Source organism: Agrobacterium sp. 719_389 (genome assembly GCF_900188475.1).
Classification (GTDB): domain Bacteria; phylum Pseudomonadota; class Alphaproteobacteria; order Rhizobiales; family Rhizobiaceae; genus Agrobacterium; species Agrobacterium radiobacter.
The window spans coordinates 262,847-289,090 of sequence record NZ_FYEM01000005.1 but is presented as its reverse complement, the minus strand read 5'-3'; the positions used below and the strand labels follow the sequence as shown (position 1 = coordinate 289,090).

The 26,244-nt window shown below is 60.1% G+C and carries 28 protein-coding genes; 11 read left to right on the top strand and 17 right to left on the bottom strand.

Annotated features, from left to right (window positions below):
• Positions 1-63 precede the first annotated feature (63 nt).
• A complete protein-coding gene (locus CFB10_RS12050; RefSeq protein WP_003509103.1) occupies positions 64-603 on the bottom strand; it encodes a hypothetical protein in 540 nt (179 codons plus the stop codon).
• 263 nt (positions 604-866) lie between these two features.
• Here CFB10_RS12050 and thrC point away from each other — a divergent pair, with 263 nt between their 5' ends.
• The 4 genes from thrC to CFB10_RS12030 all read left to right on the top strand — a co-directional run bounded on the left by thrC (position 867) and on the right by CFB10_RS12030 (position 7,189).
• Positions 867-2,264: a threonine synthase gene (thrC, locus tag CFB10_RS12045; protein ID WP_020010623.1), complete on the top strand. Its 1,398-nt coding sequence runs from the start codon at positions 867-869 to the stop codon at positions 2,262-2,264.
• A gap of 21 nt (positions 2,265-2,285) precedes the next feature.
• Complete coding sequence (locus CFB10_RS12040; RefSeq protein ID WP_020812170.1) at positions 2,286-3,584, top strand: pitrilysin family protein; 1,299 nt, start codon at positions 2,286-2,288, stop codon at positions 3,582-3,584.
• Between the two features lie 93 nt (positions 3,585-3,677).
• Entirely contained in the window at positions 3,678-4,277 is a 600-nt protein-coding gene (locus tag CFB10_RS12035; protein ID WP_020010621.1) for a GNAT family N-acetyltransferase, read from the top strand.
• Positions 4,274-7,189, top strand: coding sequence for an EAL domain-containing protein (locus tag CFB10_RS12030; protein WP_020010620.1), 2,916 nt, complete (start codon positions 4,274-4,276; stop codon positions 7,187-7,189). The genes CFB10_RS12035 and CFB10_RS12030 overlap by 4 nt, the downstream gene beginning before the upstream one ends.
• 196 nt (positions 7,190-7,385) lie before the next feature.
• On the opposite strand, the gene CFB10_RS12025 is transcribed toward CFB10_RS12030, so the two are convergent.
• From CFB10_RS12025 to CFB10_RS12015, 3 genes are all read right to left on the bottom strand, one after another.
• A complete protein-coding gene (locus CFB10_RS12025) occupies positions 7,386-8,480 on the bottom strand; it encodes a putative zinc-binding metallopeptidase (RefSeq protein WP_020010619.1) in 1,095 nt (364 codons plus the stop codon).
• Between the two features lie 168 nt (positions 8,481-8,648).
• Positions 8,649-8,840, bottom strand: a complete 192-nt coding sequence (locus tag CFB10_RS12020) for a CsbD family protein (RefSeq protein ID WP_003509115.1) — start codon at positions 8,838-8,840, stop codon at positions 8,649-8,651.
• 107 nt (positions 8,841-8,947) lie between these two features.
• The gene (locus tag CFB10_RS12015; RefSeq protein ID WP_003521117.1) at positions 8,948-9,553 is read right to left on the bottom strand and encodes a YqgE/AlgH family protein; all 606 of its coding nucleotides are present in this window, start codon (positions 9,551-9,553) and stop codon (positions 8,948-8,950) included.
• 161 nt (positions 9,554-9,714) lie between these two features.
• Between CFB10_RS12015 and CFB10_RS12010 the strand changes: the two genes are divergently transcribed.
• Together CFB10_RS12010 and CFB10_RS12005 are read left to right on the top strand one after the other, a co-directional pair.
• Positions 9,715-10,563, top strand: a complete 849-nt coding sequence (locus tag CFB10_RS12010; RefSeq protein ID WP_020010618.1) for a protein-disulfide reductase DsbD domain-containing protein — start codon at positions 9,715-9,717, stop codon at positions 10,561-10,563.
• Between the two features lie 199 nt (positions 10,564-10,762).
• Positions 10,763-11,248: a peroxiredoxin gene (locus tag CFB10_RS12005; protein WP_003509120.1), complete on the top strand. Its 486-nt coding sequence runs from the start codon at positions 10,763-10,765 to the stop codon at positions 11,246-11,248.
• Between the two features lie 147 nt (positions 11,249-11,395).
• On the opposite strand, the gene CFB10_RS12000 is transcribed toward CFB10_RS12005, so the two are convergent.
• From CFB10_RS12000 to coxB, 12 genes are all read right to left on the bottom strand, one after another.
• The gene (locus CFB10_RS12000) at positions 11,396-11,704 is read right to left on the bottom strand and encodes a Dabb family protein (RefSeq protein ID WP_003494265.1); all 309 of its coding nucleotides are present in this window, start codon (positions 11,702-11,704) and stop codon (positions 11,396-11,398) included.
• 144 nt (positions 11,705-11,848) lie between these two features.
• Positions 11,849-12,289, bottom strand: coding sequence for a ribonuclease HI (rnhA, locus tag CFB10_RS11995; RefSeq protein WP_020010617.1), 441 nt, complete (start codon positions 12,287-12,289; stop codon positions 11,849-11,851).
• A complete protein-coding gene (locus tag CFB10_RS11990) occupies positions 12,286-13,254 on the bottom strand; it encodes a homoserine kinase (RefSeq protein ID WP_020010616.1) in 969 nt (322 codons plus the stop codon). The genes rnhA and CFB10_RS11990 overlap by 4 nt, the downstream gene beginning before the upstream one ends.
• Positions 13,255-13,343: 89 nt before the next feature.
• Positions 13,344-14,390: a 4-hydroxy-3-methylbut-2-enyl diphosphate reductase gene (gene ispH / locus CFB10_RS11985; RefSeq protein WP_026363700.1), complete on the bottom strand. Its 1,047-nt coding sequence runs from the start codon at positions 14,388-14,390 to the stop codon at positions 13,344-13,346.
• A 75-nt stretch (positions 14,391-14,465) separates the two neighbouring features.
• Positions 14,466-15,200 (bottom strand): SURF1 family protein, encoded by a 735-nt coding sequence (locus CFB10_RS11980; RefSeq protein ID WP_020010614.1) that lies wholly within the window; start codon positions 15,198-15,200, stop codon positions 14,466-14,468.
• 10 nt (positions 15,201-15,210) lie between these two features.
• Positions 15,211-15,597 carry a DUF983 domain-containing protein gene (locus CFB10_RS11975; RefSeq protein ID WP_020010613.1) on the bottom strand — a complete coding sequence of 129 codons (387 nt, stop codon included), beginning with the start codon at positions 15,595-15,597 and terminating at the stop codon, positions 15,211-15,213.
• 240 nt (positions 15,598-15,837) lie between these two features.
• Positions 15,838-16,713, bottom strand: coding sequence for a cytochrome c oxidase subunit 3 (locus CFB10_RS11970; RefSeq protein WP_003509131.1), 876 nt, complete (start codon positions 16,711-16,713; stop codon positions 15,838-15,840).
• Positions 16,714-16,774: 61 nt separating this feature from the next.
• The gene (locus CFB10_RS11965; RefSeq protein ID WP_020010612.1) at positions 16,775-17,392 is read right to left on the bottom strand and encodes a cytochrome c oxidase assembly protein; all 618 of its coding nucleotides are present in this window, start codon (positions 17,390-17,392) and stop codon (positions 16,775-16,777) included.
• Positions 17,393-17,421: 29 nt separating this feature from the next.
• Complete coding sequence (locus tag CFB10_RS24265; protein WP_003509137.1) at positions 17,422-17,553, bottom strand: hypothetical protein; 132 nt, start codon at positions 17,551-17,553, stop codon at positions 17,422-17,424.
• Positions 17,553-18,506, bottom strand: a complete 954-nt coding sequence (locus CFB10_RS11955) for a heme o synthase (RefSeq protein ID WP_026363699.1) — start codon at positions 18,504-18,506, stop codon at positions 17,553-17,555. The genes CFB10_RS24265 and CFB10_RS11955 overlap by 1 nt, the downstream gene beginning before the upstream one ends.
• Positions 18,507-18,903: 397 nt before the next feature.
• Positions 18,904-20,604, bottom strand: coding sequence for a cytochrome c oxidase subunit I (gene ctaD, locus CFB10_RS11950; RefSeq protein WP_020010610.1), 1,701 nt, complete (start codon positions 20,602-20,604; stop codon positions 18,904-18,906).
• A 17-nt stretch (positions 20,605-20,621) separates the two neighbouring features.
• Positions 20,622-21,485, bottom strand: coding sequence for a cytochrome c oxidase subunit II (gene coxB, locus CFB10_RS11945; RefSeq protein ID WP_020010609.1), 864 nt, complete (start codon positions 21,483-21,485; stop codon positions 20,622-20,624).
• Between the two features lie 432 nt (positions 21,486-21,917).
• On the opposite strand from coxB, the gene CFB10_RS11940 reads away from it, so the two are divergent.
• The 5 genes from CFB10_RS11940 (at position 21,918) to CFB10_RS11920 (ending at position 25,794) form a co-directional block, all read left to right on the top strand.
• Entirely contained in the window at positions 21,918-22,442 is a 525-nt protein-coding gene (locus tag CFB10_RS11940; protein ID WP_003521101.1) for an invasion associated locus B family protein, read from the top strand.
• Positions 22,443-22,523: 81 nt separating this feature from the next.
• Positions 22,524-23,939: a metalloprotease TldD gene (tldD, locus tag CFB10_RS11935; protein ID WP_020010608.1), complete on the top strand. Its 1,416-nt coding sequence runs from the start codon at positions 22,524-22,526 to the stop codon at positions 23,937-23,939.
• A gap of 228 nt (positions 23,940-24,167) precedes the next feature.
• A complete protein-coding gene (locus tag CFB10_RS11930; protein WP_020010607.1) occupies positions 24,168-24,605 on the top strand; it encodes a VOC family protein in 438 nt (145 codons plus the stop codon).
• Positions 24,606-24,608: 3 nt separating this feature from the next.
• Positions 24,609-25,274 carry an HAD family phosphatase gene (locus tag CFB10_RS11925; RefSeq protein ID WP_020010606.1) on the top strand — a complete coding sequence of 222 codons (666 nt, stop codon included), beginning with the start codon at positions 24,609-24,611 and terminating at the stop codon, positions 25,272-25,274.
• Between the two features lie 142 nt (positions 25,275-25,416).
• The gene (locus CFB10_RS11920; protein WP_020010605.1) at positions 25,417-25,794 is read left to right on the top strand and encodes a hypothetical protein; all 378 of its coding nucleotides are present in this window, start codon (positions 25,417-25,419) and stop codon (positions 25,792-25,794) included.
• A gap of 53 nt (positions 25,795-25,847) precedes the next feature.
• Here the strand turns inward: CFB10_RS11920 and CFB10_RS11915 are convergent, their stop codons facing one another.
• Positions 25,848-26,153, bottom strand: a complete 306-nt coding sequence (locus CFB10_RS11915) for a MazG nucleotide pyrophosphohydrolase domain-containing protein (RefSeq protein WP_020010604.1) — start codon at positions 26,151-26,153, stop codon at positions 25,848-25,850.
• Between the last annotated feature and the right edge of the window lie 91 nt (positions 26,154-26,244).

Genomic DNA, 26,244 nt, shown 5'->3' with positions numbered 1-26,244 from the left:
GCCATGCAACAAGAAACCGGAGACGGCAGAGCAGCCTCCGGTTTTTACATTTCGCCCGTCAGATCACCGGCGCTTGGTCTTGGCCTTCGCGCCCTGCTCGGCAAAGCCGATATAAACACTGACAGACCGCGGCGCGCCGCCCGGTCCGTTGGGGATGGCGACATGGTCGTTGTTGAAGATGAACTGGGTGCCGGCCCCGCCTGCGGGCAGATCGATGGCGAAGTTGGTCGTTTCGCCGAAAATCTCGCCGTCGCCGTCCTTCACCGTCACGCGGATCGGCACGGTGACGCGACCGGGCTTGGCCATCGGGCCGGGAACCAGGCGGCCCTGGGCCAGCACGTTCACCGTCAGCGTCGACTCATTGGCCGTGCAGGAGCGCGTCGTGTCTGACAGCGAGACCTGATAGGCGAGTTTCTGCGGATCATCCTTTGCGCCGCCGGCATAGACGCGATGCACGGCGTTGGCGTCTAGAACCGTGACCGTCGGGCAGTTGGCCTGCACCACCGGGGTGACCGCATTGGCCTGCGCCGCCGGCGGGTTGACGGCAAGCGAGTCCGACGGGTTGGAGGAATTGCATCCTGCAACAACGGCGAGAAGCGACATCGCGGCGGACAAACGCAAGAAATTCCCTGACACTCTTCTAAATCCCTCTCCATTGTCCCGGAACAGAACCGGAGACGCTGTTTATTGACCTTTCACGCAGGTTGGCGATGGTCTATAGCAGCGACGCCGGAAAAAATCGATTGGCATGTTCGGTTTTGCTTGAATTTTCAAAAAAGCCCTTCATTAGCTGCCCAATCGCTTCATTCCGGTAAGGTGCTGCGGAAAAGACGCCGATCAATCGGTAGTGGATAAGGGACTATCTCGTGGAATATGTATCGACCAGGGGTGCGGCCCCTTCGCTTGGTTTTTGCGACGCGCTTCTGGCGGGCCTTGGCCGTGACGGCGGGCTTTATGTTCCGCGCAAATGGCCTTCCATGTCGAAGAAGGAAATCCGCAACCTGCGCGGCAAGTCCTATCAGGATGTCGCCTTCGAGGTTCTCTACCGCTTCACCGGCGGCGAAATTCCCGCCGACAAGTTCAAGGCGATGATCGATGACGCCTATGCGACCTTCCGCCATCCCGCCGTCGTGCCGCTGACGCAGACCGGCCCTAACACTTTCGTGCTGGAGCTTTTCCACGGCACCACGCTCGCCTTCAAGGATGTGGCGATGCAGCTTCTCGCCCGCCTTATGGATTATACGCTTTCCGAGCGCGGCGAGCGCGCCACCATTGTCGGCGCCACATCGGGCGACACGGGCGGTGCGGCGATCGACGCCTTTGCCGGGCGTGAGCGCACCGACATCTTCATTCTTTTCCCGAACGGCAAGGTCTCGCCGGTGCAGCAGCGCCAGATGACGACGTCGACCGCTTCCAACGTGCATGCGCTGGCGATCAACGGCAATTTCGACGATTGCCAGACGCTGGTGAAGGAGATGTTCAACGATGTGAAGTTCCGTGATGGCGTGAAGCTTTCCGGCGTCAATTCCATCAACTGGGCGCGCATCATGGCGCAGGTGGTTTATTATTTCACCGCGTCGCTTTCACTCGGCGGTCCCGACCGAAAGGTTTCCTTCACCGTTCCGACAGGCAATTTCGGTGATATTTTCGCGGGTTACGTCGCCAAGAAGATGGGCCTGCCGATCGACAAGCTCGTCATCGCCACCAATGACAACGACATTCTGGCGCGCACGCTGAAGACCGGCCGTTACGAGATGCGCGGCGTCAAGCCCACCACCTCGCCCTCGATGGACATCCAGATTTCCTCGAATTTCGAACGGCTGCTGTTTGAAGCCTATGGCCGTGATTCCTCTGCGGTAAAGGCATCGATGGACGGCCTCAAGCAGTCCGGCGCATTTGAAATTCCGCCGCATGCGCTGAAATTCATCAAGAAGGATTTCCGCGCCGGCCGCGCCACCGAAAAGCAGGTGGCGGCAACGATCCGCGACACGCTTGAGAAAACCGGCTACCTCATCGATCCGCATACCGCGACCGGTGTTTTCGTGGCGGAAAAGCACGAAAAAGCGGGAAGCCCGATGGTTGTCCTGTCGACCGCCCATCCGGCTAAATTCCCGGCCGCTGTAAAATCCGCTTGCGCAATCGAGCCTGCGCTTCCAGTATGGTTAGCTGACATTATGAACCGGGAGGAGCGTTTCGACATTCTGGATGCAGAGCTGAAAGCCGTGGAAACCTTCATCGGCAGCCATGCACGCGCCGGCAAATAGAGACGCGGAAAGACGTTGAGTATGAGAGTTAATGTGACCCGGCTTTCGTCCGGGTTGACCGTTGTCACGGAAAAAATGCCGCATCTCGAAAGCGTCGCTCTTGGGGTGTGGATCAAATCCGGATCCCGCAACGAGACGACTGCCGAACACGGCATCGCCCATCTTCTCGAACATATGGCTTTCAAGGGTACGGCGCGCCGCACCGCCCGCCAGATCGCCGAAGAGATCGAAAATGTCGGCGGCGAAGTCAACGCCGCGACATCGACGGAAACCACCTCCTACTACGCCCGCGTCCTGAAAGACCACGTCCCCCTCGCCGTCGATATCCTTGCCGACATCCTGACGGAATCGCTGTTTGACGAAGAAGAGCTGGAGCGGGAGAAAAACGTCATCCTGCAGGAGATCGGTGCAGCGACCGACACGCCCGACGACGTGATCTTCGACAATTTCTCCGGCGTCGCCTATCGCGACCAGACCATCGGCCGCCCGATCCTCGGCACGCCGGAAACCGTTCAATCCTTCACGACAGGCCAGATCAGGCATTATCTCGCCCGCAACTACACGACGGACCGCATTTTCGTCGTGGCGGCAGGTGCTGTCGACCACGAAAGCTTCGTGAAGCAGGTGGAAGAGCGTTTCGCCTCGCTGCCGCAGCTGCCGGCGGCAACACCGGTCATGGAAAAGGCAATCTATACCGGCGGTGAAATCCGCGAGACCCGCGACCTCATGGACGCGCAGGTGCTTCTCGGCTTCGAAGGCAAGGCCTATCACGCCCGCGACTTCTATTGCTCGCAGATCCTCGCCAACATCCTTGGCGGCGGCATGTCTTCCCGCCTGTTCCAGGAAGTGCGCGAATATCGCGGCCTGTGCTATTCGGTCTACGCCTTTCATTGGGGTTTTTCCGATACCGGCATCTTCGGCGTCCATGCGGCCACCGGCGGCAACGACCTGCCGGAACTGGTGCCCGTCATTGTCGAGGAGCTGCGCAAGTCCTCTCAGGTCATCCACCAGGAGGAAATCGACCGTGCTCGCGCGCAGATCCGCGCCCAATTGCTGATGGGCCAGGAAAGCCCGGCCGCCCGCGCCGGACAGATCGCCCGGCAGATGATGCTTTACGGCCGGCCCATCCCCAATGAGGAGATGATGGAACGGCTGGGCGACATCACCCGCGCGCGCCTGACCGATCTTGCAGGACGGCTGTTTTTCGATACAGTTCCGACATTGTCTGCAATTGGCCCGCTCGAACATCTGCCGCCTCTTTCCGACATCACTGCCGCGCTTTCCGCGCAGCAGCCCGCAAGGATAAAGGCGAACGGATAAACCGATATGAGGGCGGGATTTAAAGGCGAAGTCCGCTCACCTTTTTCGCCATCCCGCTTGCGGATGGCGATGTCTGCCGCACAGGGATCGTGAATGCTGCGTTTTCTTTCCCGACATAGCGACACGCCCGAACTGCGCAGCGCCAATCACCTTCTCAGACTGCCGCGCTACAGCGATTTCAAGCAATGGCATGTGCTGCGTTCGGAAAGCCGGCAGTTTCTTCAGCCCTGGGAGCCGACCTGGCGCCCGGACGAACTGACGGAGGGCGCCTTCCGCATGCGCGTGGTGCGCAACGGCCAGGAGTTTTCCTCCGGCACCGCAGTCTCCTTCCTGCTGTTTGAAAAAGAGACGCTGTTGGTGGGCGGCATCACCATCGGATACATCCGCCGGGGTGCGGCGCAAAGCTGTATGATCGGATACTGGATCGGCGAGCGCCACGCCGCGCAAGGCCATATGTCTGCCGCATTAAAATTGGTAATACCATACATCTTTAACGGACTTCAGTTGCACCGTATCGAGGCAGCCTGTATTCCGGAAAACTTCAAAAGCATCCGGCTTCTCGAAAACGCCGGGTTCCAGCGGGAAGGTCTCTTGCGGGAATATCTGAAAATCAATGGCCAATGGCGGGATCATATGATGTTTTCCCTTCTTGCCGACAAGCAAAGCTCCGGCGGAACGAAGTACGATACATGACCTACAATCACTCTGCGCCGTGCCTTGCGAAACGTCTGGCGGCAATCGCGCTGGCTGCGCCGTTTTTCCTGCTGTTCCTGCTTTTTGCTTCCCATTCCTTTGCTTTTGAGCCGGTGAAGATTTCCCGTGACGACACGGCGCTCGATCTGACGGCCACCACGGATATCTACGCCAATCAGGGCGAAGCCTTTCAGGTTTCGACCGCGCCGGGCCCCGACGGCATCCGCCGCCGTATCGAAGTGCGCGCCAGTTCCACCGATCACCAGGGCGACTGGGCGGTGTTTGCGCTCGCCAACGTCTCCGAAGAGCAGCTGGAGCGCGTGATCGTCGCGCCGCATTTCCGCCTCGTCAATTCCAAGCTGTTCTGGCCAGATCTCGGCTCGCAGCGCATCATGGCGATTACGCCGAGTGAAGGCTTTGCGCTTGACCGGCAGCCGAGCCCGGATGCCGACGTCTTCCGCATCACGCTCAACCCCGGCTCCGTCATCACCTTCGTCGCCGAGCTTTCCACGCCGCAGCTGCCGCAGCTTTATCTGTGGGAGCCGGAGGCCTACAAGGACACGATCAACGCCTTTACGCTTTATCGCGGCATCGTGCTCGGCATTGCCGGCCTGCTCGCCGTGCTCTTGACCATTCTCTTCGTGGTCAAGGGAACCTCCGTCCTGCCGGCCTCGGCCGCGCTCGCCTGGGCGGTGCTTGCCTATATCTGCGTCGATTTCGGCTTCCTTGAAAAGCTCATAACCGTCACCTCAAGCGATCAGCGAATATGGAGGGCGGGCGCGGAAGTGGCGCTCGCCTCCAGCTTCGTGGTCTTCCTGTTCACCTATCTCAATCTCAATCGCTGGCATGCGCATCTGGGTTATGCGACCTTTGCCTGGGTGGTGGGTCTGGCGCTGCTGTTCGGCGTGGCGATCTACGATCCGTCGGTCGCATCAGGCATCGCGCGCGTGTCCTTCGCGCTCACCGCAACGGCCGGCATCGCGCTCATCATCTATCTCGGCTTTAACCGTTACGACCGGGCGATCCTGCTCGTTCCCTCCTGGGCGCTCATCCTCGTCTGGCTGTTCGGCAGCTGGCTGACGGTGACGGGGCAGCTGGACAACGACATCGTGCAGCCCGCACTTGGCGGCGGGCTGGTGCTGATCGTGCTTCTGATCGGCTTTACCGTCATCCAGCACGCCTTTGCCGGCAGCGCCTATCAACAGGGTCTCTTCTCCGATCTCGAGCGTCAATCGCTGGCGCTGACGGGCAGCGGCGATACCGTGTGGGACTGGGACGTGACGCGTGACCGCATCGTCACCACACCCGACATTTCCAACCGGCTGGGGCTGGAACCCGGCGCCATGCACGGCGCTGCGCGCAACTGGCTGCCGCGCCTGCATCCTGACGATCGCGACCGGTTCAAGGCGACGCTCGACGTGCTGCTCGACCATCGCAAGGGCCGCCTCAACCATGAATTCCGCATTCGCGCCGAAGACGGGCATTTCCACTGGCTGCAAATCCGCGCCCGTCCGGTTCTCGGCTCCAACGGCGAAATCATCCGCTGCGTCGGCACCATCACCGATATTACCGAGCAGAAGAACTCGGTGGAGCGGCTGTTGCAGGATGCGATGAACGACAATCTGACCGGGCTTCCGAACCGGCAGGTATTTCTCGACCGCCTGCAATCAATCCTCAACCTGTCGCCCGACAGCGAGGGCGTGCGCCCGACCGTGATGGCGATCGATATCGACCGTTACAAGCTGGTCAACGATACGCTCGGCATTGCCGCCGGCGACAATATCCTCATCGCGCTGACACGGCGTCTGCGACGCCTCTTGAAACCGCAGGATACGCTGGCGCGCCTCGGCGGTGATGAGTTCGGCCTGATCCTGACCTCCGAGCGCGATCCGCAGCGTGTGGCCGATTTTGCCGATGCGGTGAACAAGGCGATCATGGTGCCGATCAATTTCGCCAATCGCGAAATCATCCTCACCGCCTCAATCGGCCTCGTTTCATGGATCGACCAGCAGGAAAGTGCGGCCGGACTGCTTAGCGATGCGGAACTCGCAATGTATCGCGCCAAGCGCGCCGGCGGCAACCGCGTCGAGCCGTTCCGCCCCGCCTTCCGCACCTCAGGCACCGACCGCCTGCAGATGGAAAGCGATCTTCGCCGCGCCATCGAGCGCAAGGAGCTGTCGCTGGCCTACCAGCCGATCGTCAAGCTTGACGATGGCGAGCTGGCCGGTTTCGAAGCGCTGATGCGATGGGAACACCCCAAGCGCGGCAATATTCCGCCAAGCGAATTCATTCCGATTGCAGAGGCCTCCGGCCTGATCGAGCCGCTCGGCATGTTCGCGCTGGAACGGGCTGCCACCGATCTGATGGACTGGCAGCATGCCATCGAGAAGATGCCGATCTTCATCTCCGTCAATATTTCCAGCGCGCAATTGCTGAACAACGAATTGTACAACGATGTGCGCGGCATGCTGACCCGCACGCGATGCAATCCGCAGCAACTGAAGCTGGAACTGACGGAATCGGTCGTCATGGAAAACCCGGAACAGGCGCGGCTGGTGCTTTCCAAGCTCAAGGAAACAGGCCTCAGCCTCGCCATGGATGATTTCGGCACCGGCTATTCGTCGCTTGCCTATCTCACCCGCTTCCCCTTCGACACCATCAAGCTCGACAAGGCGCTGGTGGCCAATACCAGCGACAAGCGCAACGTTCTGCTGCGCTCCGTCATCGCCATGGCGCGCGCGCTCGACATGCAGGTGGTGGCGGAAGGCATCGAAACGCCCGAGGATGCGGCCGAACTGGCCCGCATGAACTGCCATTTCGGCCAGAGCTTCCTGTTCGGCACACCGGTCTCCGGCGATGCGGCGCTGAAGCTTCTGCGGGAGCGGTTCCAGCCGACGAAGCGGGCATCGTAAGGGGTATTGCGTACATGGAAGCGAGGGGGCGCAGTCTCCTCCTCAAATTCCACGTCATCCTCGGGCTTGTCCCGAGGATCTAATCACGCATGCTAAAACCACCGACGGCAGATCCTCGGGACAAGCCAGAGGATGACGACGGAGAGGGCTAATGCTCCCCGGAACGTCTCGGATTTTCAACCTGCACGCCGACTATTTACTGAACCATCATCACCGGCTGCGCATCCGCCGCCACCTTCCCATGCAGGAGGTCGTGAATGAACTCCATCTTCGCCACCACCGGCGGCGTCAGCACGAAGGGATAAAGGTCCGCCTCCCCCATGCTGCGCTGGATGGAATTGATGGCGACGCTGAGCGGGATCCAGGCTTTCACCAGCTGCGCGGCGCTGCGGGCCTTATAGGGATCGAACGTCACTTCCGCCGCCATTTCCTCGTGCCCGTCAGGATCGATCGCCACACCGAAGGCGCGTGCGGTTTCGAGCGTATCGACGATATGCAGATAATGGGCGAAACATTCGGCGAAATCCTCCCAGGGGTGGACCGAGGCATAGGAACTGATGAAATTCTCCTGCCAGTCGCGGCGCGGCCCGCCATCATAATTGCGTTGCAGGGCGGCGCCATAATCCTCGCGCTCGTCACCAAAGACGGCGCGGCAGGCCTCCAGCCGGTTTTCGTCCCGCACCAGCTTGTTCCAGATGAAGTGCCCGACCTCGTGGCGGAAGTGGCCAAGCATGGTGCGGTATGGCTCGTTCATGTTGGCGCGCACCTGTTCGCGCGTCGCGTCATCGGCCTCGGCCGCGCGGATGGCGATCAGGCCTTCGTCGTGGCCGGTCATGGCGGGAATGACGGAACCATCGAGCGCCACCTCATCCACCAGAAAGTCGAAGACGAGGCCGCCTGCGGGGTCAGCATCACGATTGGGATGCGGCAGGCCAAGCCGCAGGATCGAATAAAACAGGTGCCGCTGCGCCTGGCTGATGCGGTGCCATTGTCCAATCCCCTGCTCTGTGGCCATATCAGGCACCAGGCGATTGTGGCTGCAGGCCGGGCAAAAGGCATTGGCGCTTTCCGCCGGCACAGACCAGTTGCAGATATCATTCACCTCATTGGCGCAAAACCGCACCTGCTTTTCCGGCTGGGCGACGATCTGCCAGTTCGGTTCACCCGCAGGCGCCAGCGCTTCCATGGAAAGCCGCTCCGGCACGAAAGCCAGACGATGGCCGCAGGAGACACAGAAGCGATTGTCGAAATGGACAGGCTGGCCGCAGGATGCGCAGGAGAAAAGCTTCATGTATGAAACCCTTGCGATGGGACGGGTGAAAGAAAAGCAGAGATAAGATGTGAAGGCGCAGGCGTAGCGGCCCGGTCGTCATGGCCCTCACATGACAAGAGCGCATGTGCGATAACACATGCGCTCCATGCGCCGCATCGTGGGAGAGGCGCAATGTTTCATGCAGAATTACATGCGGTCGACGGCGCCCTTGACGGCGTCCTTCGCCTTGCCGACGGAGCTCTGAACCTTGCCCTTGGTTTCCTGGGCGGCACCCTTGGCGCGCAATTCATTATTGCCCGTCGCTTCGCCGACGCTCTTCTTCACCTTGCCAGCAACTTCATTGGCTTTACCGGCGATCTTGTCAGATGTGCTACCCATATTACTGCTCCCTAGTTTAGCCGTACTGTCTGTCCGGCTTTCCGGGTGGGTAACGTCAGGGGTCAGGATTTGGTTCCAGCCGAAAGGGGCAGGAATTCTGCTGGGGCTCAGGCGTGCCCGGCATCCGTGGAGAGCATGCGCGCATCGACGCCCATCAGGGCCAGCGCCCGCTCGTATTTATTGTCCAGTCCACGGTCGAAGATCAACTCTTCCGCAGCGGGGCAATTCAGCCAGCCATTATTGGCGATCTCGTTTTCCAGCTGGCCCGGACCCCAGCCGGCATAACCGAGCATCATGGTCGCCCTTTGCGGGCCGCGGCCATTGGAAATGGCGCGGACGATATCAAGCGTTGCGGTGAGCGAAATGTCATCGCTGACCGGAATGCTTGATTCGCTGAGGTAATCATCCGAATGCAGCACAAACCCCCGGCCGGATTCCACCGGGCCGCCGCACTGGATCGGAAATTCGCGGGTGCGGTTAGGCAGCATGATGGCGTCGTTGCTATCTACCAGCTTCAGATGCAGCAGAATATCCGTAAACGTGATCTGCTGCGGCCGGTTGATGATGAAGCCCATGGCCCCGGCGTCCGAATGGGCGCAGATATAGATCACCGAACGGGCAAAATTGCCGTCGTCCAGCCCCGGCATCGCGATGAGGAACTGGCCATCGAGAAAGCCACGTTCGCGTTTGTCCATCAGGGTTGAAAAGCTCACCGGCGCCTCCAGCAGACCGAATTCCGTCGCTCAACGGAAAACGGCGTTCGCACTTCGACAAAGGACAGGATGCGGCATCGCGCCCGATCAATCAACCGAAAATGATGAACCGCACGAATTCGTAACTGGTCCGTCGGGCGATGTTGGGTTAGACGGGAAGCATGAGCGTCAGGATATTCTTTCGATTTTCACATCTTCGTCTCGCGGCCGCATTTGCCGCCCTCCTTGGCGGCGTGCAAGCCGCCAAGGCCGAAATTACCGACTGGGCCAGAAGCGAGGGCGGCCTGATGCGCGTGGCAAGCCTTGCCATGGATGCGGACGGCGTGGTGCGCGGCGTGCTGCAGATCGAGCCGAAGGACGGCTGGATTACCTATTGGCGCGAACCGGGCGAAGCAGGCATACCGCCGCAGATCACCCCCGACCCGGCAAGCGGCGTCACCCTCACCACCATGGCCTATCCGGTTCCGAAGCTGATCGAAAACGGCGACATCACCGATATCGGCTATGACCACGCCGTCAGCCTTCCCTTTCAGCTGAAAGCCGCCGACCCGGCAGCGAGCGGGAAGATAGATCTCACCGCCTTCATCGGCGTGTGCCAGAATATCTGCATTCCCTTCGAGGCGAAGTTCTCCATCGACCGCGGCAATGCGGGTGACGATGACAGCGAGGAACGCCGCCTTCTCGAAGAGGCGCGCGAAACGCTGCCCGAGGCGGCGTCCGACGATTTCAAGGTGATCGATTTCCACATCACGCCCGACAAGACCATGCTCGGCGTGCAGTTGCAGCTTCCGGAAAACGCGCCGAAGGAGACCGAAATATTTATCGCCGGTCCCTCCGGTTTTGCCTATTACGAGCCGCAGAACCTGGTGCGCGACAAGCGCAAGCTCTCCTTCTACATGAACATCAAGGGCCTGCCGAAAACCTATCAGGTGCCGGGCAACAGCTGGCCCATTCTGGTCAAGTCAGGCGACCGGGCCATGGAGACCGTGCTGAATTTCCCGAAGCCGTGAGCCGCGTTCCTGCAATGGGATTTACCTCGAAAACTGCATGACAGCTTTCATTTCCGTGCTCGGGATCCTGTCGGGTTCATTCCGAACCTGACAGGATTGAGACACCTTGTTTTCGTTTGTCTTCCCGGGAAAACCGGGTTCCACTTTTCCCTGCCAAACTCTATAGTCGCGCGAACCGAACGGCTACAGGAGCACGGACATGACCATCAAGATCGGCGAAAAACTGCCTTCCGCAACCTTCAAGGAAAAGACGGCCGACGGCCCGGTGGAAACCACCACGGACGCGCTCTTCGGTGGCAAGAAGGTGGTTCTCTTCGCCGTTCCCGGCGCTTTCACCCCCACCTGCTCGCTGAACCACCTGCCGGGCTATCTCGAAAATCGCGACGCCATTCTTTCCAAGGGCGTGGACGATATCGCCGTCGTCGCCGTCAATGACTGGCACGTCATGGGCGCATGGGCGCAATCATCAGGCGGTCAGGGCAAAATTCACTTCCTCGCCGACTGGGATGCGTCCTTCACCAAGGCGCTCGGCCTCGATGCCGATCTGTCCGGCGGCGGCCTTGGCGTGCGCTCCAAGCGTTATTCGATGCTGGTGGAAGACGGCGTGGTGAAGTCGCTCAACGTGGAAGAGAACCCCGGCCAGGCAACGGTCTCTGCCGCTGCGGCGATGATCGAGCAGCTTTGACATTAAGAAGAAGGCCTCTTGGCCCTAGATAAGACGTCATCCTCGGCCCTGTGCCGAGGATCTATTCACGTCCAATTCAATCGACACGTTGCAGATGCTCGGGACAAGCTCGAGCGTGACGGAAGAGAGCGACGAGAAGCCGCTCTCTCAAACATTCATATCGAACACCAGAAGCCCGGCGAGACCGCCATCGGTGAGCGACACGAGACGCTCCCCCACTTCCATATGCTGCGGATGGGCGAGATAGTCGTCGCGAGCCTCCGGGCTTTCCAGCGTCACGATGAAACCATCGACAAAACCGCCATTCAGCCCTTCGGGCGAGACATTCTGACCATATTTCACATCGATGATGCCGGGGATGACATCCTTCAGGGCAGCGATCGCCTCGAATATTGCCTGTTTTTCAGAAGACGCCGTTGCGGCCTTGAAGCGTAAAAATACACAATGCAGGATCATCCGGATTTCTCTCCTCCGTTGGGCACCACCGGAGCACCCCTTGACGACAAGATAGGTCGGGTTTCGGTTTTCACAACCCCGTATAATGGGGCCCGAGATCAAGTCGGCTCCATTTTCGCCGACCCAAAATAGAGCAGGCTTCCATTACCGCCGTTTGAAGGGCTCCATGCCCTTTCGCGCCAGTTCATCGGCGCGTTCGTTTTCAGGATGGCCCGCATGGCCCTTGACCCAGTGCAGGGTGACCTTGTGGCGTTGCTGCGCCGCTTCCAGCGCCTGCCATAGCTCGACATTCTTGACCGGCTTGTTATCGGCTGTCTTCCAGCCTTTCTTTTTCCAGCCGAAAATCCACTTGGTGATGCCGTCCTTGACATAGGCGCTGTCGGTATAAAGATCGACCTCGCAAGGGCTCTTCAGCGCATTGAGCGCCGAAATCGCCGCCATCAATTCCATGCGGTTATTGGTGGTCTCGGCCTCGCCGCCGCAGAGTTCCTTCTCCACCTCGCCGTAACGCAGCACGGCGCCCCAGCCGCCCGGACCGGGATTGCCGGAGCAGGCGCCATCGGTGAAAATATCGACATGTTTCATTCGCCCGCCAGCCCGTATTCGGCGACATTGGCGATGGAACGGTGGAACCGCAGTTTGCGCAGATATTCCAGCGGGTCCTTCTTCACCACCAGCGCGCCCTCGGGCGTCGTCAGCCAGTCGTAAAGCCGCGTCAGGAAGAAACGCAGCGCCGAACCGCGCGCCAGAAGCGGCAGCGCGTCCAGTTCCGCTTCACTCAGCGGACGCACCGACTGATAGCCTTCCAGCAGCGCCTTGCCCTTGGTGACGTTGTAAGCGCCATCCTTCTCGAAGCACCAGGCATTGAGGCAGATCGACACGTCATAAGCGAGCAGGTCATTGCAGGCGAAATAAAAGTCGATCAGGCCGGACAGTTCGTCGCCGAGGAAAAACACATTGTCCTGAAACAGATCGGCATGGATGACGCCGGCCGGCAGATCTTTCGGCCAATGGGCGGCGAGATAATCGATCTCGGGGCGAATCTCGTCTTTCAGGCCCTTCTCCACCTCGTCGGCGCGCGCTTCGGACTTGTCCCAAAGCACCTTCCAGCCCTCGACGGAGAGCGCATTCGGACGCTTGATCTCGAAGCCTTCACCGGCCAGATGCATGGCGGCGAGCGCCTTGCCGACTTCCCGGCAATGTTTCGCCTCCGGCTTTCTCAGCCACATGCCTTCGAGGAAGGAAATCAGCGCCGCCGGCCGGCCCGACAATTCTCCCAGCAATTCGCCATCCTTGCGCGGCAGCGGCAAGGGGCAGGACAGGCCCTTGGCTGCCAGATGCTGCATGAGGCCGAGGAAGAAGGGCAGATCGTTTTTCTCCACGCGCTTTTCATAAAGCGTCAGGATCAGCGGGTCCTTGGTGGTATGCAGCAGGAAATTGGAGTTTTCGACGCCCTCGGCAATGCCCTTGTAAGAGGTGAGGCTGCCGACGTCGTACTGCGTGAGGAAATTCCTCAGATCATCTTCGGTGATATCAGTATAAACTGCCAATTTCAAATCTCTTGATGAAGGACGGAGTGGAAATCTCGATGGATGACGCCTGTGAGACGGAAACCGCTCACAGGCAGCATCATCCAGCTTTAAATGCCGGCGGCGGTTTTCGGCGGCAGCGCATTGCTGGCATTGCCGTTGACGAAGGCCATGTCATCGGTCGTCAGCTCAATGCTGCGCAGCTCGCGATTGACGAGGAAATGCTCCGTTTCCTCAACCGTTACGGCAAGATCAAGCGTCGTGTCGAAACGCGCCTTGAAGGCCTCGATGATCTCGTCGACGATAACCTCAGGTGCGGAAGCACCGGCCGAAAGGCCGACGGTGCTGATATCGCCAATTTCATCCCAGTCGATTTCCGAGGCACGCTGCACCAGCACCGAGCGCTTGGCGCCGGCGCGCAGCGCCACTTCCACCAGCCGCTTGGAATTGGAGGAATTGGGCGCACCGACGACAATGAAGAGGTCGCAGCCGGGGGCCGCCTGCTTCACCGCATCCTGACGATTGGTGGTTGCGTAACAGATGCTGTCGGCGGCGGGCGCCTGAATGGCCGGGAAACGTTCCTGCAGCTTCGCGATGACACCGGCGGTGTCATCAACCGACAATGTGGTCTGGGTGACGAAGCCGAGATTTTCACGGTCCAGCGGTTCGTAACGGCCGGCATCCTCCACCGTCTCGATCAGCGAGACAGTGCCTTCGGGAAGCTGGCCCATGGTGCCGATGACCTCAGGATGGCCGGCATGGCCGATCAGCACCACATGGCGGCCGAGCCGCTGGTGGCGCATGGCCTGCTTGTGGACCTTGGAGACGAGCGGGCAAGTGGCATCGAGATAAAACAGGTTACGCGCCTGCGCATCCTCAGGCACTGACTTCGGCACGCCGTGAGCCGAGAAGACCACGGGCTGCTCGCGATGCTCGGCAGGAATTTCATGCAGTTCCTCGACGAAAACCGCACCCTTGGCCTCCAGCCCCTCCACCACATAACGGTTATGCACGATTTCGTGCCGGACATAGACAGGCGCGCCATAGGCTTTCAGCGCCAGCACGACGATCTGGATCGCCCGGTCCACGCCCGCGCAAAAGCCGCGCGGTCCGCACAGCCTTATCGTCAAAGGGGGTTTGGAAACGGCGATGTTCATTCCAGCTCCTTGGCCAGCTCCTTGGCCGGCACCGTGGTCTTGCCCGATCAACTGCCCTACCGGACGCGGCGCGCTTTATTCACCCTGCGCCTTGCCGTTCCGGAAATAGGCAAAACCGGCGACGATGACAAGGGCCGCCGCCAAGCCATACCACGTTATCGCATATTGCAGGTGATTGTTGGGCAAATCTATCAGTGTTACGCCGCCCTCAGGCCAGCCACCCGGATTAGGCGCGGCATCGGCATCCACGAAGAGATTGACCAACCGCTCGGACGGAATTTCGGCGCTGGAAGCCATGGCCGCCAGATCTTTCCAGTAGAAGATATTCTTGGCGATATCATTATCAGGCAGCAGCGACGATGGCTTTGCAACGAGCGGCGCGCGCGCCAGCCCTGTTATAGTCACCTCGCCCGTTACCTGCCCGTCGGGCCTTTTCGCAGGCTCTTTCATCTCGAAAGGCACGAAGCCGCGATTGACGAAGAGAATGCGGCCGCCGGCAAGCGTCAGCGGCGTATAGATATAATAACCGGTTCGGCCCTGATGGGTGGCGAAGAAATGCCGCTCATGGGCATGATCGAAGGTGCCGGAAAGGCTGACCTTGCGATATTCGATATCGCCGCCGCTTTTTGCTATCGCCTCGATATCGGCAAGCGTCACCGGATTTGCACTGCGCCGCTCCTCGATATCGGCCATCAGCGCCTCTTTCCAATAGAGCCGCTTCACCTGCCAGGTTCCGAGCCCGAGAAGAATGGCAAGCGCCAGCAGCACCAGCGGTGCGGCGAACCAGACGCGCCTTTCCGCCGCCTTCATGTGGGAAACGTCATTCACGATCAAGCCTGCCTTCGCTTGCATTGTTCCTATATTGCAGCGCAATCATGATCCCTTTCAGCTTGCGCAGCAGCACCAGAGAGACAATTACCGTAAACGGCAACCACAGCATGACATGCACCCAGACGGGCGGCGCAAAACGCTGATCGACCCAGAGCGCCAGCCCGACGACCAGAAAACCCACGATCAGCATGACGAAAACGGCCGGGCCATCACCCGCATCGGCAAAACCGTAGTCCAGCCCGCAGGCGCTGCAGGCGGGCTTTATGGTCAGGAAACCATCGAACAGCCTGCCGTTGCCGCAACGCGGGCAGCAGCCTTTGAGCCCGACCTTGATGGGATCGACCGGCGCAAAATTGCCGTTTCCGGGTTCTGACATATGACCTCCCGCTTCCGCCTGCAAACCGCCCTGCTGGAGGGGGTTCAGGCACGAGGGCAGCAACCGCCGCCCGTGAAGTGTCGACGGAGGCTCCCTCCTCCGTCATCCCCGGGCGTGACCCGAGGATTTGCACACCACCGATCTGGACTCTCGGCTCGAACCCGAGAATGGCGCCGGGCGTGCGGGAAGCTCGCCCTGGACATCAGGGCGGCGATTGCCGCCCCTCCATTATCGGTGCGATCAGCCGTGCACCGGCGCGCCCCAGCCACCCCAGATATAGATGGCGAAGAACAGGAACAGCCAGACGACGTCAACGAAATGCCAGTACCAGGCGGCCGCTTCGAAACCGAAATGCTGCTTGGGCGTGAAACCGCCGGCAATGGCGCGGAACAGGCAGACAAGCAGGAAGACCGTGCCGACGAAGACGTGGAAACCGTGGAAACCGGTGGCCATGAAGAAGGTCGCGCCATAGATCGAATTCTTGAAGTCGAACGGCGCATGCATGTATTCGTAAACCTGCACGGTGGAGAACAGGATGCCGAGCGCAACGGTGAGCACCAGACCGGTGATCAGGCCCTTGCGGTCATTGTGCAGCAGGGAATGGTGGGCCCAGGTGACGCAGGTGCCCGACAGAAGCAGGATGACGGTGTTGTAGAGCGGCAGATGCCAGGGATCGATGACCTCGATGCCCTTTGGCGGCCATTGCCCGCCGGTATATTCGAGGCGGGACGCCTGAATGGCCTCGTGCGGGAAGAGGCTGGCATCGAAATAGGCCCAGAACCACGCGACGAAGAACATCACTTCTGAGGCGATGAACATGATCATGCCGTAGCGCAGGTGAAGCGAAACGACGCGGGTATGGCTGCCCTCATTGGCTTCCTTGATCGTATCCGCCCACCACGCATACATGGTGTAGAGCACGATGACGAGACCGATATAGAACAGCCAGGGATTGGCGAGTTCCGCGCCGAACAGCTTGAAGGAGCCGCCCGACAGGTAACGCATGTAGCAGACGCCGCCAAATGTCAGGATGAAGGCGCCGATCGAGGCCAGAAGCGGCCAGGGGCTTGGATCGATGATGTGGTAATCGTGGTTCTTCTGATGCGTATCTGCCATTGCGACAATCCCCTGGTATCTCTTCCCTGATCCGGCCTTAAGCAAAAGGCCAGATCTCCTCTCACAATTTGCTTTCGCCAGATTCAGTTTTTACCGGCAAGGACGCAACCGGTTTTTCGGTTTTGGCCGGATAAAACGTATAGGACAGCGTTAACGTATGAATGCTCTTGGTCTCACGCGCCGTGGCGATGTCAGGATCGACGAAAAATACCACTGGCATTTCCAGCGTTTCACCCGGCTGCAGCGTCGTTTCGGTGAAGCAGAAACACTCCACCTTGTTGAAATAGGCCCCGGCCTCCATCGGCGTGACGTTGAAGACCGCCGTGCCCGTGGTCGCCACGGGTGAACGGTTCGTCGCCTTGAAAGTCACCTGCACCGTTTCGCCGATCTTCGGCGTGACCTTCCTGTCGACCGGCTGGAAATCCCAGTTGAGGCCGTTCGACGTATTCGCGTCGAAGGTGACGTTGATGGTCTTGTCGAGAATGACGTCGGAATATTGCTCGACGCGCTGGGTCGTGCCGTTATAGCCGGTGACGCGGCAGAACAGGGTGTAGAGCGGCACGGCGGCATAGGCCATGCCGATCATGGCGCAGAAAAACACCAGACAGAGCACGAGAATGGAGCGATTGCTCACCTTCTGCCTGCCGGTCGCTGCCGCCTGCGTTTCCATATTTGCCATCTCCTCCTCCTCTCCCCTCAATCAGCCCGTCAGTGCGAGCCGATCTTGATGATGGTGATGACGTAGAACAGCACCACAAGGCCGGCGAGCAAAACACCGAGCGCAATATTGCGCCCGCGTCTCGATTTTTTCTGAGCTGCGCTCAGTTCCACCGTTTCCATCACAGGACTCCCGACATGACGGCCTTGAGGGCCGGCGCGAAATGATCGGCCAGAAGGCCGGAGAAGATGGCGAAGAGATAAAGCACCGAATAGGCGAACATCTTCTTGGCCGGCAGCATTTTCTCGTCGCCCTCAGGCATGCGCCGGACATCGAGCGAACAGTAGACGAAGATTGCGCTCAGCACCGCTGCGAAAATGCCGTAACCGGCGCTCGCCAGACCGGTGAAATAAGGCGCAACGGCCGCCGCAGCCGTCAGTACCGCGTAAACGATCATCTGGTTCTTGGTGGAGCGTTCGCCAGCCACATTCGGCATCATCGGAATGCCGACAGCGCCGTAATCCCGCATCTTGAAGAGCGCCAGCGCCCAGAAATGCGCCGGGGTCCACAGGAAGATGATGAGGAACAGGATGATGCTGTCAAGCGAAACGCCGCCGGTGACGCAGGCCCAGCCGAGCATGGGCGGGAAAGCGCCGGCGGCGCCGCCGATGACGATGTTCTGCGGCGTCGAGCGCTTCAGCCACATCGTGTAGACGACGGCGTAAAAGAAGATGGTGAAGGCGAGCAGGCCGGCCGAGAACCAGTTGACCGCAAGACCGAGAATGACGACGGAGAAGGCCGACAGCGTCAACCCGAATGCCAAGGCTTCGCGCGGCGCGATACGGCCCGAGGGGATCGGCCGCTTGGCGGTGCGGCTCATCACGGCGTCGATATCGGCATCGTACCACATGTTGAGCGCGCCGGACGCGCCGGCGCCGACGGCGATGCAGAGAATGGCGATGATGCCGAGCACCGGGTTGATTTCGCCCGGCGCCAGCACGAGGCCGGCAAAGGCCGTGAAGACGACGAGCGACATGACGCGCGGCTTCAGCAATTCGAAATAATCGCGCGCGCCGGCTTCCGAAAGTTCGGAGCCCTTCACGCCCAGCATGTCGCGATTGTCGATAATGCTCATTTCCTGTCCTGTTTTCCTTCAGGCGCCGCCTGTCGCGACACCCCCTGCACCGGCTCGAAAAACGAATGTGATTTCCGGCATGCGCGATGCGTCAATTCATTGGTCCGAACGTTCCGGCATGGGCGGCATCAGGAAGAACCGATACCATTCATTTGCCCGGCCTGTGACCGCGCCCATCCCGCCATTCGTCTGCGCTGCTCATACATAAAGGCCAGACTTGGCATTTATCACGTCCGGGGCATGTATCATGTCGGACGATATGCTTCGCTTGGACAAAATGTCACGCGGCAACGGGCATTCCCGCCTCAAGGAAACGGCGCTGACCAAGGCCGTACCGTCCCTTGTTTTTGAGCGTCCGGAATTTGCGAGTCCTGCCCGCGCCTTCCGGGGCCGCGCATCAGCGAATGCGCGGCAGCTGTTCCCACTGGTGGTAAGGCGGCGGCGAAGACAGCTGCCATTCGAGCGTGGTCGCACCCTCACCCCAGGGATTGTTGCCGGCGATCCGCTTCTTGGCGAAGGCTTCCCAGACGCCGAAGAGGAAGATACCCACGGCGACGGCCGAGATATACGAACCGTAAGAAGACACCAGGTTCCAGCCGGCATAGGCATCGGGATAATCGATGTAGCGGCGCGGCATGCCAGCGAGACCAAGGAAGTGCTGCGGGAAGAAGATCAGGTTCACGCCAACGAACATGACCCAGAAATGCAGCTTGCCGATGAACTCGCTGTACATGTAGCCGGTGATCTTCGGGAACCAGTAATACCAGCCGGCGAAAATCGCGAAGACCGCACCGAGCGACAGCACGTAGTGGAAGTGGGCGACGACGTAATAGGTGTCGTGCAGCGAACGGTCGAGACCAGCATTGGCGAGCTGCACGCCGGTGACGCCACCGACGGTGAACAGGAAGATGAAGCCGATCGCCCAGACCATCGGGGTCGAGAAGGTCAGCGAACCGCCCCACATGGTCGCGATCCACGAGAAGATCTTGATACCCGTCGGCACCGCGATGACCATGGTGGCGAAGACGAAATAACGTTGCGCTTCGAGCGACAGGCCGACCGTATACATGTGGTGGGCCCAGACGATGAAGCCGACTGCGCCGATGGCCACCATGGCATAGGCCATGCCGAGATAACCGAAGACCGGCTTCTTGGAGAAGGTGGACACGATGTGGCTGATGATGCCGAAGCCGGGCAGGATCAGGATATACACTTCCGGGTGACCGAAGAACCAGAACAGGTGCTGGTAGAGGATCGGATCACCGCCGCCTTCCGGCGAGAAGAATGCCGTGCCGAAATTGCGGTCCGTCAGAAGCATGGTGATGCCACCCGCCAGAACCGGCAGGGAAAGCAGTAGTAGGAATGCGGTGACCAGAACCGACCAGGCAAACAGCGGCATCTTGTGCAGCGTCATGCCCGGAGCGCGCATGTTCAGGATGGTGGTGATGAAGTTGATCGCGCCGAGGATCGAGGATGCGCCGGCAACGTGCAGCGAGAAGATCGCAAGATCCACCGCCGGTCCGGGCATGCCGCTGGTCGATAGCGGCGGATACATGGTCCAGCCGCCGCCGACACCATAAGCGCCAGCCGGGCCTTCGACGAAGAGCGACAGGAGCAGCAGGATGAAGGCGGGAACGATCAGCCAGAAGGAAATATTGTTGAGGCGCGGGAAAGCCATGTCAGGAGCGCCGATCATGATCGGGATCATCCAGTTGGCAAAGCCGCCGATCATCGCCGGCATGACCATGAAGAAGATCATGATGAGCGCGTGCGCTGTCGTAAACACGTTGAACATGTGCTTGCCGCCGTCGATGGCGGCGTCGCCCTCGAAGCCGTAAACCATGGAAGCCAGACCGTGGAAGATCTGAATGCCAGGCTCCTGCAGCTCCATGCGCATGACAACCGACAGACCGCCGCCGATGATACCCGCCATGATGGCGAAGATCAGGTAGAGCGTGCCGATGTCCTTATGGTTGGTGGACAGGAACCAGCGGGCGAAAAAGCCCGGCGTATGGGAATGATGCGCATCATGCGAATGATCGTCATGTGCGGAATGACCATGCGAGTGATGATCGTCGTGTGCGGAAGGTCCAGCCATTGTCGTCACTCCAGGTCTCAGTTGGCTTCGTTGGCGGCAACGTCAACGGTGCGCGGAGCGCCGTCGACGGAGGCCATCAGCGCCCGGTTCGCGCCGTTCAGGTCTGAAGCGGCGGCGGCGTGCCAGGCGTTGTACTGCTCTTCGGAAACCACCCGAATGGCGATCGGCATGAAGGCGTGGTCCTTGCCGCAAAGCTCGGAACATTGGCCGTAATAAAGGCCTTCCTTCTCCGGCTTGAACCATGTCTCGTTGAGGCGGCCCGGAACGGCGTCGATCTTGACGCCGAAAGCGGGCATGGCGAAGGCGTGGATGACATCAGTCGGAGCCGCCGTCACCAGAAGGCGAACGGTCTTGCCGACAGGAACGACCATTTCATTGTCTACCGCAAGAAGACGCGGATAGCGGGCCTTGTCCTCCTTGCCCGCAGCAGCGCGATCCTGCTCTTTCAGCAGATAGCTGTCGAAGGAGAGCGGCTCGGCGCCCTCTGCGGCGGCATATTCATAGCTCCACAGCCATTGCGTGGCGGTCGCCTTCAGCGTCAGGTCCGGGTTTTCCGGCTGCGTCAGCTGCGCGTTCAGAAGATTGAACGAGGGGAAAGCGAGGAACAGGAGAATGAGAACCGGCGCCAGCGTCCAGACAACCTCGATCGCCGTGTTATGGCTGGTCTTGGAAGCCACCGGATTTTTCGCGGCGCGGAATTTCAAGGCAACGATGATGAGCAGCGCAAGAACGAAAAGCGTAACCGGAACAATGAACCAGAGCGTATATTGTTCGAACCAGCGTATTTCGTGCATGATCGGCGTGGCGGCCTCCTGCATGCCCATTTGCCAATGCACCGGCTGATCGGCGTGGGCGCCGACAGCCGTGAGCAGACAGGTCATCCCCGCCAGTGCTGCGTAAATCCTATTCCTCACGGTACCCTCTCCCTCACGCGTCTGATCTAGATCAATCACAGACGCAGAATCCATGCTAATGGTACTAACTTCAAACCACAGTTTGTCCTCTGCCGCAATATGCGTCGGGACACGGATGCGCCCCAATTTTGCCATTGATCAATCCATGGGCGACTTTCCCGCACCCTGTGTCTGAGCTGCCCCGCCGAACGCGATTTCGAACAGCCCAAATGCGACAAAGCCCCGTCTCCCAGCCGGTTTGACCGCCGGATAACGAATGACGTGCCGGGCAAATCAGACGCCCATACAGACGGTCAGGTCCTATTTCCGCCCAACTCCGCTGGAATTGAAGCCCTGAGGCTTTTTTTTCCGGATTATGGCGTCAAAATAGCCGCACTGATTCGAATCCCAGAGGTATCCATGCGTCTTTCCCCGCTCGCGCGCACTTTTCTTGCCGCCGCCGGTCTTGCCATCATCGCCCCCGCTGCCGCAGCGCTGGCGCAACAGCAGCCGCCCGGCACGCCGAAGTCGACGCATGGCGCATGGTCTGTCATCTGCGACAAGCCGGCGGGTGCATCCGAAGAACAATGCGCCCTCATGCAAAACGTGATTGCCGATGACCGCCCGGAAGTCGGCCTTTCGGTGGTGGTGCTGAAAACCGCCGACCGCAAGTCGCGCATCCTGCGCATCCTCGCGCCGCTCGGCGTGCTTTTGAAGGATGGCATGGAGCTTTATATCGACAATAATAATATCGGCCGCGCCTATTTCACCCGCTGCTTCTCCGAAGGCTGCTATGTGGAAGTGGATATTGACGACGAGCTCTTGAAGGTTCTGCGCGCCGGCAAGAATGCGGTTTTTGCGCTGCGCGAAGCCGTTGATCAGGATCGCGTGGGTATTCCGATCGAGCTTTCCGGCTTTGCCGAGGGCTACGACGCGCTTCCCTGACGCCTGCCATTACGCGACAGCCTTGCGTCCGCCGGCTCCAGTGCCTAAATCGGTCATGAACGATAATGACTGGAGCCTCCCATGACCGACGATCTTGTAAAACTCTTCGATTGCGACGAAACGCAATTGCGCAAGCTCGTCGGCGAGGCGCTCGCGGGCGCTGACGATGGCGAACTCTTCATCGAACATGCCCAGGCCGAATCGCTGACCTTCGACAATGGCCGGCTGAAGGGCGGCTCCTTCAATACCGATCAGGGTTTCGGCCTGCGCGCCGTTGCCGGCGAAACGGTGGGTTATGCCCATGCGGGCGAGCTTTCTCAAAGCGCACTGAAGCGCGCGTCGGATGCGGTGGGTGCGGTGACAAGAGGTTATTCCGGCTCCTACGCCGCAGCACCGCAGCGCACCAACAAAAAGCTCTATGGCGACGAGAACCCGATCGGCAGCCCGAGTTTCGAGGAGAAGGTGAAACTTCTCACCGATATCGACGCCTATCTGCGCGACAAGGACCCGAATGTCCGGCAGGTGACGGCGACCATTTCCGCGAGCTGGCAGGTGGTGGACATCCTGCGCGCCGATGGTCATCGCGTCAGCGATATCAGGCCGATGACGCGCATCAACATCTCCGTCGTTGCGGGTGAAGGCGACCGGCAGGAAAGCGGCTCCTACGGCATTGGCGGCCGCGTCGGCTTTGGCGATTTCATCACCACGGAAAACTGGCAGCGCGGCGCGGATGAGGCGCTGCGTCAGGCGCTCGTCAATCTCACCGCCATCGATGCGCCGGCCGGCACAATGGATGTGGTGCTTGGCTCCGGCTGGCCGGGCGTGATGCTGCACGAGGCGGTGGGCCATGGCCTCGAAGGCGACTTCAACCGCAAGAAGACCTCGGCCTTTGCCGGCCTGATGGGCGAAATGGTCGCCGCGCCCGGCGTGACCGTGGTGGATGACGGCACCATCGACAGCCGCCGCGGCTCGCTGACGATCGACGACGAGGGCACGCCATCGGGATATAATGTGCTGATCGAGAACGGCAGGCTGGTCGGCTACATGCAGGACCGGCAGAACGCCCGGCTGATGGGTGCGACGCCCACCGGCAACGGCCGCCGGCAGGGTTATGCCTATGTGCCGATGCCGCGCATGACCAATACCTACATGCTATCAGGCGACAAGACGCCGGAAGAGATCATCGCCTCGGTCAAAAAGGGTATCTATGCCGTTTCCTTCGGCGGCGGACAGGTGGACATCACCTCGGGCAAGTTCGTGTTCGGCTGCACCGAGGCCTATCTCATCGAGAACGGCAGGATCGGCGCGCCGGTCAAGGGTGCAATGCTGATCGGCAACGGACCGGACGCGATGAAGCGTGTCTCGATGATCGGCAATGATTCCAAACTCGACACCGGCATCGGCAATTGCGGCAAGGCCGGACAATGGGTGCCTGTCGGCGTCGGTCAGCCGCATCTGCGCATGGATCAGATCACCGTCGGCGGTACGAAAGCGTAAATCTCACGCCCGGGAACTTGGGTCGGCTGGGTTCCTGTGACGGGCACAGGAATGACCGGAGGAAAATTGCGGGACACCGGAGGCTGAGCCTGCCGCGACAATCTCAGCCCGCAGCCTCACACATGGCTGCCATGATGAGGTTTCCTCTGGCGTGCAGCCGGGAAGACGGTAAGATCAGCCCCTGCCGCAGGCCATCTCCCATCCCGGGCCTGCGCGGCAAAGGAGACCATGACCATCATACGAAATGCCCTCGTTCCTGAACTTTCCGTCAGCGACTGGCAGAAAAGCCGCGCCTTTTATTGCGACCTGATCGGTTTTCATGTGGTCTATGAGCGCCCCGAAGAGGGCTTTACCTATCTGGCGCTGGGGGATGCCCAGCTGATGATCGACCAGATCGGCGCAACCCGGACATTCGTGACTGATAATGCCGCGCTTGAATTTCCGCTCGGCCGCGGCATGAACCTGCAGCTCGCCGTTCCCTCCCTGCAACCCATTCTTTTCCGGCTGGAGCGATCCTCAATCGACCTCGTCATGCCGCTGGAGGAAAAATGGTACAGGCGCGGCACGGTCGAAGTGGGCAACCGGCAATTCATCGTCGCCGATCCCGATGGTTACCTGATCCGCCCTTTCGAGAGCCTCGGCGAACGCCCTTTCCGGTTCGGTTAAGCCATGTTGCCCTTTCTTCCGCACGCCGTGGTGTTCGACATGGACGGATTGCTGATCGAGAGCGAGACGCTTTATCGCGATTCATTTCTGGCGGCCTCGGATGAAGGCGGCCATGGCATGAAGGTCGAAACCTACCAGAAGGTGTGCGGCAGCCCGTGGGATGTCATTACCGGCACCATCTTTGCCGATTATGGCGCGGATTTTCCGATCGACAGCTTCCGCGACGCCTGGCTCCGGCACCTCGGTGTGATGATGGCTGATGGCGTGTCGCTGAAACCGGGCGTCATCGACATTCTCGATCTTCTCGACCGGCTCGATATCCGCCGCGCCATCGCCACCTCGTCGCGGCACGATTCGGTGACGCGCCATCTCGGCCCCCACGATCTTCTCAGACGTTTCGACACCATCGTCGCACGCGGCGACTATACCGAACCCAAACCCGCGCCCATGCCCTATCTGACCGCAGCCCGGCGTCTTTCGCTCGATCCGGGCCGCTGCCTTGCGCTGGAGGATTCCTATTCAGGCGTACGCTCGGCCACATCGGCGGGCATGTTGACGATCATGGTGCCCGATGTCGCGCCGCCGACCGAGGAAATGCGGGAGAAGTGCATAGCCGTTGCAAGCGACCTTCACGCCGTGGCAAGCCTTCTGCAAAAGGCAAAGGCCTGATTGAGATGAAAATCGGGCGGGCTGAAAGCGCGGGCGGCCGTCACATGTCCTTAGCCATTTGGCGTCATGATGAAGCACATGCCGGCTTGAATGCCGCTATAGGTCGAGCGCCTTTGTCGGCGTATTCATAACCGGGGTGATCATGCCGCCTGTTGCCGTGTCGCTCGCGACGCTGATACTGCTGGTTCTGTGCGTATTCCAGATCGCGCTTGCAGCCGGCGCGCCCTTCGGTCGCCTTGCCTGGGGCGGCGCGCACCGGCTATTGCCGGTCCGGCAAAGAATTGCCAGCGCGGCGGCTCCACTCATTTATGCCTTTTTCGCGTCCTTTCCGCTGCAAAAGACGGGCTATGTGGACGTCTGGCCATCCGGCTGGATCGAACCCGGCATCTGGATCATCGCCTGTTATCTGGCAGTGAGCGTTGGATTGAACGCCATGTCGAAAAGCCGCCCGGAGCGGCTGGTGATGACGCCTGTGGCTGCGGCTCTTGCGATCCTGTTCTTTATCGTCGCTTTCTCCTAGCTGTATCAAAGCGGTGAGATACCCGAAGGATCAAGCCGCCGTTCGGCCGGTCGTCAGGCTCCCGGCTTGAAACGCCACTTACGCTCGATCGATCCCTCGATATCGAGACCGTTATAATAGGCCAGCAACAGCACATGGCCGAGGAGATCGGCGGTTTCGTCGGCCAGATCCCGCTTCATCTCCTCTTTGTTCCTGCCCTTAACGCGCGCCCGTCCTGTCAGCCGATTCCAGGCCTGCGTCATCTCGCCAACCTCTTCCTGAAGCTTCAGCATGTACCAGTCCGGATCGCGGAATATTCCGTTTTCAGCGGCATATTTTTGCGAAGCCTCGTCAAACCGACGCATCATGTCAGAAAACATTTGTTCATCCTTTGTTCACGCACTACAACTCTAACCATGATTCTCTGACCGCGTCGACCCGTCAGTGCGTCATGCAGCCATGAACGGAAAT

Coding starts and splice junctions, on each gene's coding strand:
- CFB10_RS12050 (WP_003509103.1), bottom strand. CDS start 603: ATGTCGCTTCTCGCCGTTGTTGCAGGATGCAATTCCTCCAACCCGTCG.
- CFB10_RS12040 (WP_020812170.1), top strand. CDS start 2,286: ATGAGAGTTAATGTGACCCGGCTTTCGTCCGGGTTGACCGTTGTCACG.
- CFB10_RS12035 (WP_020010621.1), top strand. CDS start 3,678: ATGCTGCGTTTTCTTTCCCGACATAGCGACACGCCCGAACTGCGCAGC.
- CFB10_RS12030 (WP_020010620.1), top strand. CDS start 4,274: ATGACCTACAATCACTCTGCGCCGTGCCTTGCGAAACGTCTGGCGGCA.
- CFB10_RS12025 (WP_020010619.1), bottom strand. CDS start 8,480: ATGAAGCTTTTCTCCTGCGCATCCTGCGGCCAGCCTGTCCATTTCGAC.
- CFB10_RS12020 (WP_003509115.1), bottom strand. CDS start 8,840: ATGGGTAGCACATCTGACAAGATCGCCGGTAAAGCCAATGAAGTTGCT.
- CFB10_RS12010 (WP_020010618.1), top strand. CDS start 9,715: ATGAGCGTCAGGATATTCTTTCGATTTTCACATCTTCGTCTCGCGGCC.
- CFB10_RS12005 (WP_003509120.1), top strand. CDS start 10,763: ATGACCATCAAGATCGGCGAAAAACTGCCTTCCGCAACCTTCAAGGAA.
- CFB10_RS12000 (WP_003494265.1), bottom strand. CDS start 11,704: ATGATCCTGCATTGTGTATTTTTACGCTTCAAGGCCGCAACGGCGTCT.
- rnhA (WP_020010617.1), bottom strand. CDS start 12,289: ATGAAACATGTCGATATTTTCACCGATGGCGCCTGCTCCGGCAATCCC.
- ispH (WP_026363700.1), bottom strand. CDS start 14,390: ATGAACATCGCCGTTTCCAAACCCCCTTTGACGATAAGGCTGTGCGGA.
- CFB10_RS11980 (WP_020010614.1), bottom strand. CDS start 15,200: ATGAAGGCGGCGGAAAGGCGCGTCTGGTTCGCCGCACCGCTGGTGCTG.
- CFB10_RS11975 (WP_020010613.1), bottom strand. CDS start 15,597: ATGTCAGAACCCGGAAACGGCAATTTTGCGCCGGTCGATCCCATCAAG.
- CFB10_RS11970 (WP_003509131.1), bottom strand. CDS start 16,713: ATGGCAGATACGCATCAGAAGAACCACGATTACCACATCATCGATCCA.
- CFB10_RS11965 (WP_020010612.1), bottom strand. CDS start 17,392: ATGGCAAATATGGAAACGCAGGCGGCAGCGACCGGCAGGCAGAAGGTG.
- CFB10_RS24265 (WP_003509137.1), bottom strand. CDS start 17,553: ATGGAAACGGTGGAACTGAGCGCAGCTCAGAAAAAATCGAGACGCGGG.
- CFB10_RS11955 (WP_026363699.1), bottom strand. CDS start 18,506: ATGAGCATTATCGACAATCGCGACATGCTGGGCGTGAAGGGCTCCGAA.
- ctaD (WP_020010610.1), bottom strand. CDS start 20,604: ATGGCTGGACCTTCCGCACACGACGATCATCACTCGCATGGTCATTCC.
- coxB (WP_020010609.1), bottom strand. CDS start 21,485: ATGACCTGTCTGCTCACGGCTGTCGGCGCCCACGCCGATCAGCCGGTG.
- CFB10_RS11940 (WP_003521101.1), top strand. CDS start 21,918: ATGCGTCTTTCCCCGCTCGCGCGCACTTTTCTTGCCGCCGCCGGTCTT.
- tldD (WP_020010608.1), top strand. CDS start 22,524: ATGACCGACGATCTTGTAAAACTCTTCGATTGCGACGAAACGCAATTG.
- CFB10_RS11930 (WP_020010607.1), top strand. CDS start 24,168: ATGACCATCATACGAAATGCCCTCGTTCCTGAACTTTCCGTCAGCGAC.
- CFB10_RS11925 (WP_020010606.1), top strand. CDS start 24,609: ATGTTGCCCTTTCTTCCGCACGCCGTGGTGTTCGACATGGACGGATTG.
- CFB10_RS11920 (WP_020010605.1), top strand. CDS start 25,417: ATGCCGCCTGTTGCCGTGTCGCTCGCGACGCTGATACTGCTGGTTCTG.
- CFB10_RS11915 (WP_020010604.1), bottom strand. CDS start 26,153: ATGTTTTCTGACATGATGCGTCGGTTTGACGAGGCTTCGCAAAAATAT.